The 6,491-nt window shown below is 69.2% G+C and carries 6 protein-coding genes and 1 pseudogene; 3 read left to right on the top strand and 4 right to left on the bottom strand.

Going from position 1 to position 6,491, the window contains the following annotated elements; all coding sequences use genetic code 11:
* From J2X68_RS32150 to J2X68_RS32140, 3 genes and pseudogenes are all read right to left on the bottom strand, one after another.
* Positions 1 to 266 (bottom strand): annotated as a pseudogene (locus J2X68_RS32150) (NAD-dependent malic enzyme); the annotation flags it as partial.
* An 80-nt stretch (positions 267 to 346) separates the two neighbouring features.
* The gene (locus J2X68_RS32145) at positions 347 to 1,702 is read right to left on the bottom strand and encodes a cation:dicarboxylate symporter family transporter (protein WP_310436121.1); all 1,356 of its coding nucleotides are present in this window, start codon (positions 1,700 to 1,702) and stop codon (positions 347 to 349) included.
* 156 nt (positions 1,703 to 1,858) lie between these two features.
* Entirely contained in the window at positions 1,859 to 3,025 is a 1,167-nt protein-coding gene (locus tag J2X68_RS32140) for a mandelate racemase/muconate lactonizing enzyme family protein (RefSeq protein ID WP_310436120.1), read from the bottom strand.
* A 108-nt stretch (positions 3,026 to 3,133) separates the two neighbouring features.
* On the opposite strand from J2X68_RS32140, the gene J2X68_RS32135 reads away from it, so the two are divergent.
* The 3 genes from J2X68_RS32135 to J2X68_RS32125 all read left to right on the top strand — a co-directional run bounded on the left by J2X68_RS32135 (position 3,134) and on the right by J2X68_RS32125 (position 5,872).
* Entirely contained in the window at positions 3,134 to 3,814 is a 681-nt protein-coding gene (locus tag J2X68_RS32135) for a GntR family transcriptional regulator (protein WP_310436119.1), read from the top strand.
* Between the two features lie 38 nt (positions 3,815 to 3,852).
* A complete protein-coding gene (locus J2X68_RS32130) occupies positions 3,853 to 4,740 on the top strand; it encodes a LysR family transcriptional regulator (RefSeq protein ID WP_310436118.1) in 888 nt (295 codons plus the stop codon).
* 73 nt (positions 4,741 to 4,813) lie between these two features.
* A complete protein-coding gene (locus tag J2X68_RS32125; RefSeq protein ID WP_310436117.1) occupies positions 4,814 to 5,872 on the top strand; it encodes a tartrate dehydrogenase in 1,059 nt (352 codons plus the stop codon).
* Between the two features lie 118 nt (positions 5,873 to 5,990).
* Here J2X68_RS32125 and J2X68_RS32120 read toward each other — a convergent pair whose 3' ends face one another.
* Positions 5,991 to 6,344, bottom strand: coding sequence for a GNAT family N-acetyltransferase (locus tag J2X68_RS32120; protein WP_310436116.1), 354 nt, complete (start codon positions 6,342 to 6,344; stop codon positions 5,991 to 5,993).
* Between the last annotated feature and the right edge of the window lie 147 nt (positions 6,345 to 6,491).

The raw sequence follows: 6,491 nt of genomic DNA, 5'->3' as shown, positions 1-6,491 counted from the left end.
ATCAGGAACGTACGGTCGGAGACCTTGCCGAGGGTGACGCCCTCGATGCCGCGCAGCTGCTCGACGATCTCGTCGGCGTGGGCGGTGGAGGTGGCTGAGAGGGTCACGTCGATGCCGAGACGGTCGGCGTCGGAGTGGATGACATCGAGGGCGGTGACCGAGCCGCCCAGCGCCTCCATGGTGGCTGTCAGCTGCGAGACGGCACTGCCGCCCGCGGGCACTTCGAGCCGTACGGTGATCGAGTAGGAGACGCTGGGCGCGCTCATGGGACCTGTCCTCTTCTTCTGTTTCTGCGATGGTGCGGGGCGGCGGAGTTGGTCCGCCGCCCGATGACTGGCGGGGGATGTCAGGTGTCGGCGCCCACTTTGGGGGTGTCCGCGTCGGCCGTTGCCGCGGGCGGTGGGGTTTCCTCGCCGGACTTCAGGATCCTGCGGGCCCGGTCGGCGTCGAAGTCGTTCTCCCACTTGCCGATCACGATCGTGGCCACCGCGTTGCCGAGGACGTTGATGAAGACGCGGCCCTCGTTGAGGATGCGGTCGATGCCGACGATGAGGGAGAGCGCGGCCAGCGGGATGTGACCGACGGCGGTGACGGTGCTGGCGAGCACGATGAACGCGCCGCCCGCGATGCCCGCGGTGCCCTTGCTGGTGAGCATCATGACGCCGACCATGACGAGCTGCTGCTGCCAGGACAGGTCGATGCCCATGGCCTGGGCCAGGAACAGCGAGGCCATCGTGAGGTAGACCGCGGAACCGTCCAGGTTGAAGGAGAAGCCCGAGGGGATGACGATGCCGACCACGGGCCTGCCGATGCCGAGGATCTCCAGCTTGCGCACCAGCTGCGGCAGCACGGCCTCGCTGGAACAGGTGCTCAGGGCGACGAGCAGCTCGGCCTTGAGGAAGCGCATCAGGCCGAACAGGCTCAGGCGGCAGGCCCGCATGATGGCCCCGAGGACGACCAGGACGTAGACGACGCAGGTCGCGGTGAACAGGATGATCAGGTAGCCGAGCTGTTTGAGGCTTTCGGCGCCGTAGGTGGCGACCACGGTCGCCAGCGCTCCGAAGGTACCCAGCGGCGCCAGCCGCATCACCCAGCCGACGATGCGGAAGACGACGTCGGAGAGGGCTTTGATACCACGGGTCAGGGGTGCGCCGTCCTCGCCGGCCATGTTCAGGGCGACGCCGAAGACGATGGAGACCATGAGCGCGGCCAGAATGGCGTCGCCGGTGATCGCGCCGAGCAGGGAGGCGGGGATGAGGGAGGAGACGAACCCGGTGAAGGTGGCGTGTTCGGTGGCGGTCTGGGGGATGTCGTCGGCGTTGAGCGAGGAGGGGTCGACGTGCAGGCCGGAGCCGGGCTGGAAGATGTTGGCGACGACCAGGCCGATGAGCATGGACACCAGGGACAGCACCAGGAAGTAGCCGATCGCCTTCACGCCGATCCGGCCCGCCTTGCGCAGGTTGTCCATGGAGGCGATGCCCGTGGTCACCACGCAGAAGACGACCGGGATCACGATCATCTTGACGAGAGCGATGAACCAGTCGTTGAGCGGCTTGAGTTCCTCGCCGAGCCCGGGGGCGAGAATGCCGACGGCGATGCCGAGGACTGCGGCCAGGACGACCTGGAACCACAGCTCACGTATCAGTCGGTTCAGCCGTGACCGTTGCGGGCGGCCGGCCGCGGTCGGGGTGGTGCTTGTCATCGTTGGTGCTCCCTTGCACGACGATCGTGTGTAGCCCTGTCCCGTGGGGGGTGTGCGCCGGGGGACGCGACGTGCGTCCCCCGGGTTCGTACGTGGCGCGCGCAGAGCGGCTGAGGCTCGCGGCGAGCACGAGTCGTGCTGCCGCCGTGGTGCCGGTCAGCCGTGCAGGGCGCGCAGCACCTTGTAGAAGGCGGCCTTGCTTTCGAAGCCGATGCCGGGGGTGTCGGTCAGGCCGACGCGGCTCTTCTCGACGACGGCGTCGTCGGCGAAGCCGCCGGTGGGCTGGAACTCGCCCGGGTAGGACTCGTTGCCCCCGAGCTTGAGGGCGGCGGCGATGTGCAGGGAGAACTGGTGCCCGCCGTGCGGGATGCAGCGACGCGAGGACCAGCCGTGCTGGCGCAGCATGTCCTGGATGCGCAGGTACTCCACCAGGCCGTAGGAGAGCGCGGGGTCGAACTGGAGGGTGTCGCGGTCGGGGCGCATGCCGCCGTAGCGGATCAGGTTGCGGGCGTCCTGGAGGGAGAAGAGGTTCTCACCGGTGGCGATGGCGCCGCTGTAGTGCTCGGCGACGGTGGCGTTGAGGTGGTAGTCGAGCGGATCGCCGATCTCCTCGTACCAGAACAGGCCGTAGGGCTCGATGGCCCGGCCGTACTCGAGGGCGGTGTTCAGATTGAAACGGCCGTTGACGTCGACGGCCAGGCGGGAGCCGTCGCCGTCGAGGACGTCGATGACGGCCTCGATGCGACGCAGGTCCTCGGCGAGGTCGGCGCCGCCGATCTTCATCTTGACGACGTCGTACCCGAGGTCGAGGAAGCGGCGCATCTCGTCCTGAAGGTCGGTGAGGGTCTTGCCGGGGGCGTAGTAGCCGCCGGCCGCGTAGACGAAGACGGAGTCGTCCGGCTGACCGTCGCCGTAGCGCTCGGACAGGTAGCGGTACAGCGGCTTGCCCTCGATCTTGGAGGCGAGGTCGAACAGGGCCATGTCGACGACGCCGACGGCGACCGAGCGCTCGCCGTGGCCGCCGGGCTTCTCGTTGTTCATCATGACGTCCCACGCCTTGGCGTGGTCGAAGCGGCCCTGCTGGTCCAGGAGGCTGCCGGGCTCGGCGGCGGTGAGGCGGGGCAGGACGCGGCGGCGCAGGATCTCGCCGGCGCTGTAGCGGCCGTTGGAGTTGAAGCCGTAGCCGACGACGGGCTTGCCGTCACGGATGACGTCGCTCTCGATCGCCACGATCGAGCAGTCCATGGAGCTGAAGTCGATCCAGGCGTTGCGGATCGAGGAGCTGATCGGGACTACGCCCTCGTACACGTTGGTGATCTTCACGGTGGCGCCTTTCTCATATCTTATAAGTTGCGTCGGTGTTAGGCTGAGGTGACATCACGGGGGCTGTCAAGAGGGGTGCGAGCACCCGGGAAGGAAATTTCGGGGGCGATGGCCGACACGAACCTGTTCGTCAGCAAGAGTGATTACGCCTACGCGGAGCTGCGCGGACAGATCCTGTCCGGCTCTCTTGCCGCCGGAGCGCGGCTCGCGCAGTACGACCTCGCGCAGTCGTTGAACATGAGCATCACCCCGTTGCGGGAGGCGATCCGCCGCCTCAGCAGCGAAGGGCTGCTGACCGTCGAGACCCATCGTGACGTGCGGGTCTCCGTGATGAATTCGGACGAGGCCCGGCAGTTGTTCGAGGTCCGGCTGTCCCTGGACCCGACCGCCGCGGAACTCGCGGCGCGGCGGCGTACCGAGGACGATGTGGCGTCCATGCGGGCCGCCGTCGACCGACTGCTGCCCGTCACCCGCCAGTGGGGTGAGGAAGCGCTCACGGCACACCGCACGTTCCACCGGGCCCTCTACCGGGCCTCGCACAATGACGTCCTCGTGCGTCTCCTGGACGACCTGTGGGACAAGTCCGACCGCTACCGTCGCCTCGGCCTCGAACTCCCGCCCGGCGACGAGCCCCGCACCCGCGATCTCCAGGAGCACCACCAGCTGGTCGACCTCATCGAGGCGGGACAGGCCGAGGACGCCGGACAGCTGATGCGCGACCACATCAACCACAGCCTCACCGCCACCGCCATCAGCGCCCTGGAGTACCGCGAGGGATCGTCCCCCTGAAGACGCTGTGACACCGCTGACCCGCGCGGAGTGAGCCCATGGACATCCGACAGCTGGAGTACTTCCTCGCCATCGTCGACTCCGGCGGTTTCAACAGGGCGGCCTCGGCCCTGTACGTGTCGCAACCTTCGCTCTCCCAGGCGGTGCGGACACTGGAGCGTGATCTCGGGTCCGACCTGTTCCACCGGATCGGGCGGCGTGTCGTGCTCACCGAGGCCGGCCGGGCGCTGATCGAACCGGCCCGGGCGGCCGTCCGCAGTCTGGAGACCGCCCGCGCGAGCGTCGCGTCGGTCCACGAACTGCGCACCGGCCGCCTGGACGTGGCGTCCATGCCCTCCCAGGCGGTCGAACCGCTCACCACCCTCATCAGCGCCTTCAGCGACCGCCACCCCGGCGTGGTGGTCACGGTGAAGGCGGTCTTCACCGCCCGGGACGTCACCGAAGCCGTCCGCACCGGGACCGTGGAACTGGGCCTGCTGGCGACCGCAGGGCCGCTGCCGTGCACCGAGGTGGCCACCCTGGACCTGGGGAGGCAGCGGTTCGTGCTGCTGGTTCCGCCCGGCGACCCGTTCGGTGGGCGGGGGAGTCTGACGAGCGAGGAACTGTCCGGGCGAAGACTCATCGTCGGCCAACCGGGAACGGGCATGCGCGCGTACGTCGACTCCCTGCGCGATCAGGGCGTCGCGTTCTCCGTCGCCGCCGAGATCGAGCACCGGGTGGCCGTGCTGCCCCTGGTCCTGGCCGGCCTCGGGCTGGCCGTGGTCACCGACTCCTGGCGGGACCTGGCCTGGAGGGCCGGCGCCCACGTCCTGGACATCGAGCCGGCGACCGCCCTGCACATCGGCCTGGTCAGCCGTCGCGGGCCGGTGTCCCCAGCCGCCGCGGCCTTCCTGGCGACGGCGAGCGCCACTGCGGCACCTGCCTGATAGGCGCTGCTTATAAGGCAGATACGCAGCGGGTCTTGGACGCGGTGCCGGGCACGTTGCTGAGATCGAGGCCATGACCAACCACCGCATTGCCCTGATCCCCGGCGACGGAATCGGCGCCGAGGTGCTGCCTCCTGCGCAGCAGGTACTCGATGTCCTCGGCCGCCGGCACGGTTTCACCCTCGGGTACACGTCGTACGACGACTGGTCGTGCGAGCGGTACCTGCGCGAGGGCGCGATGATGCCCGAGGACGGCCTCGACCAGCTCCGCGACAAGGACGCCCTCCTGCTCGGCGCGGTGGGCTACCCGGGAGTGCCCGACCACATCTCGCTGTGGGGGCTGCTGATCCCGATCCGCCGCGGCTTCCGCCAGTACGTCAACCTCCGGCCCATCCGCGTCTTCGAGGGCATCGACAGCCCCGTGCGCGGCGCCGGCCCTGGCGAGGTCGACTTCGTCGTGGTCCGCGAGAATGTCGAAGGCGAGTACAGCGAGGTCGGCGGCCGGCTCAACCGCGGCTTCGCCGACGAGATGGCCGTGCAGGAGACCGTGTTCACCCGGGCAGGCGTCACCCGGGTCCTGGACTACGCCTTCGGCCTGGCCGCCCGCCGCCGTGGCCGGCTGACCTCCGCGACCAAGTCCAACGGCATCGTGCACACCATGCCGTTCTGGGACGAGCTGGTCGCCGAGCGGGCCGAGGGCTTCGCTGAGGTGTCCTGGGACCAGGAGCACATCGACGCGCTCGCGGCCAAGTTCGTCCTGGAGCCCGCCCGCTTCGACGTCGTCGTCGGCTCCAACCTCTTCGGGGACATCCTCAGCGACCTCGCCGCCGCGGTCGCCGGGTCCATCGGAATCGCCCCGGCCGCCAACCTCAACCCGGAGCGGAATTTCCCGTCCATGTTCGAGCCGGTGCACGGCTCCGCCCCCGACATCGCCGGCCAGGGCATCGCGAACCCGTTGGGCGCCATCTGGTCGGCGTCCATGATGCTCGACCACCTTGGCCACCCCCGGGCCGCGAAGGACATCACCGACGCGATCGCCGCCGTCCTTGCCAAGACCGACGTCCGCACCCGCGACCTCGGCGGGACCGCCTCCACGGCGGAGTTCACCGACAAGCTCCTCGAACTCCTCTGACCCGCCGCTCCCGCGGGCCGCCCGCCCACCGAACCGGGCGGCCCCGCCGGAGCCGAGACGAGGGTGCCGTCCACGATCAAGGCGCGCGGGCAATACACCCAGGACTTGTCGGGGGCGATCACGAGGTTGTCGGCGGCAGGTTCTTCATCAGGACGACGCTGTCGTACTTGGTGACGTCCCACCGCCAAGTGCCGACCGGCGCGTAGCCTCGCCGGCAGTACCGGTCGACGAGGTCTGTTGCCTGCGAGGAGGTGTCGATGACGACCTGTGTCGACCCGAGGGCGACAATGCGTGACTCGGCCGGAGCCAGCAGTCGTCGTCCCAGACCGGTGCCTCTTGGCGAGGGCTCGACAGCCAGTTGCCACAACGAGCCCCCTCCCGCCGGCGCGGGGTCGGGGAAGTCCAACCGCTCGGAACCGTGAGCGGCGTCCCACTCCTCGTGGGGGGAACCGGCTGTGGAGAGCCCACGCACGCGCTGCATCGTCTGTCAGCGGTCGTCTGAACGGACCGTCGTCGGTGTCTGCGGCCCCGATCATGAGAAAAGGGCCGCGGCACGGTGCCCGTGCCGCCGGTGAAGCTGTGCGCCGCCTCCTCCGCGAAGGGCACGATCAGCGCGTCT

It is taken from the genome of Streptomyces sp. 3330, assembly GCF_031456635.1.
Classification (GTDB): Bacteria; Actinomycetota; Actinomycetes; order Streptomycetales; family Streptomycetaceae; genus Streptomyces.
This window is presented reverse-complemented; position numbering and strand designations above follow the sequence as displayed.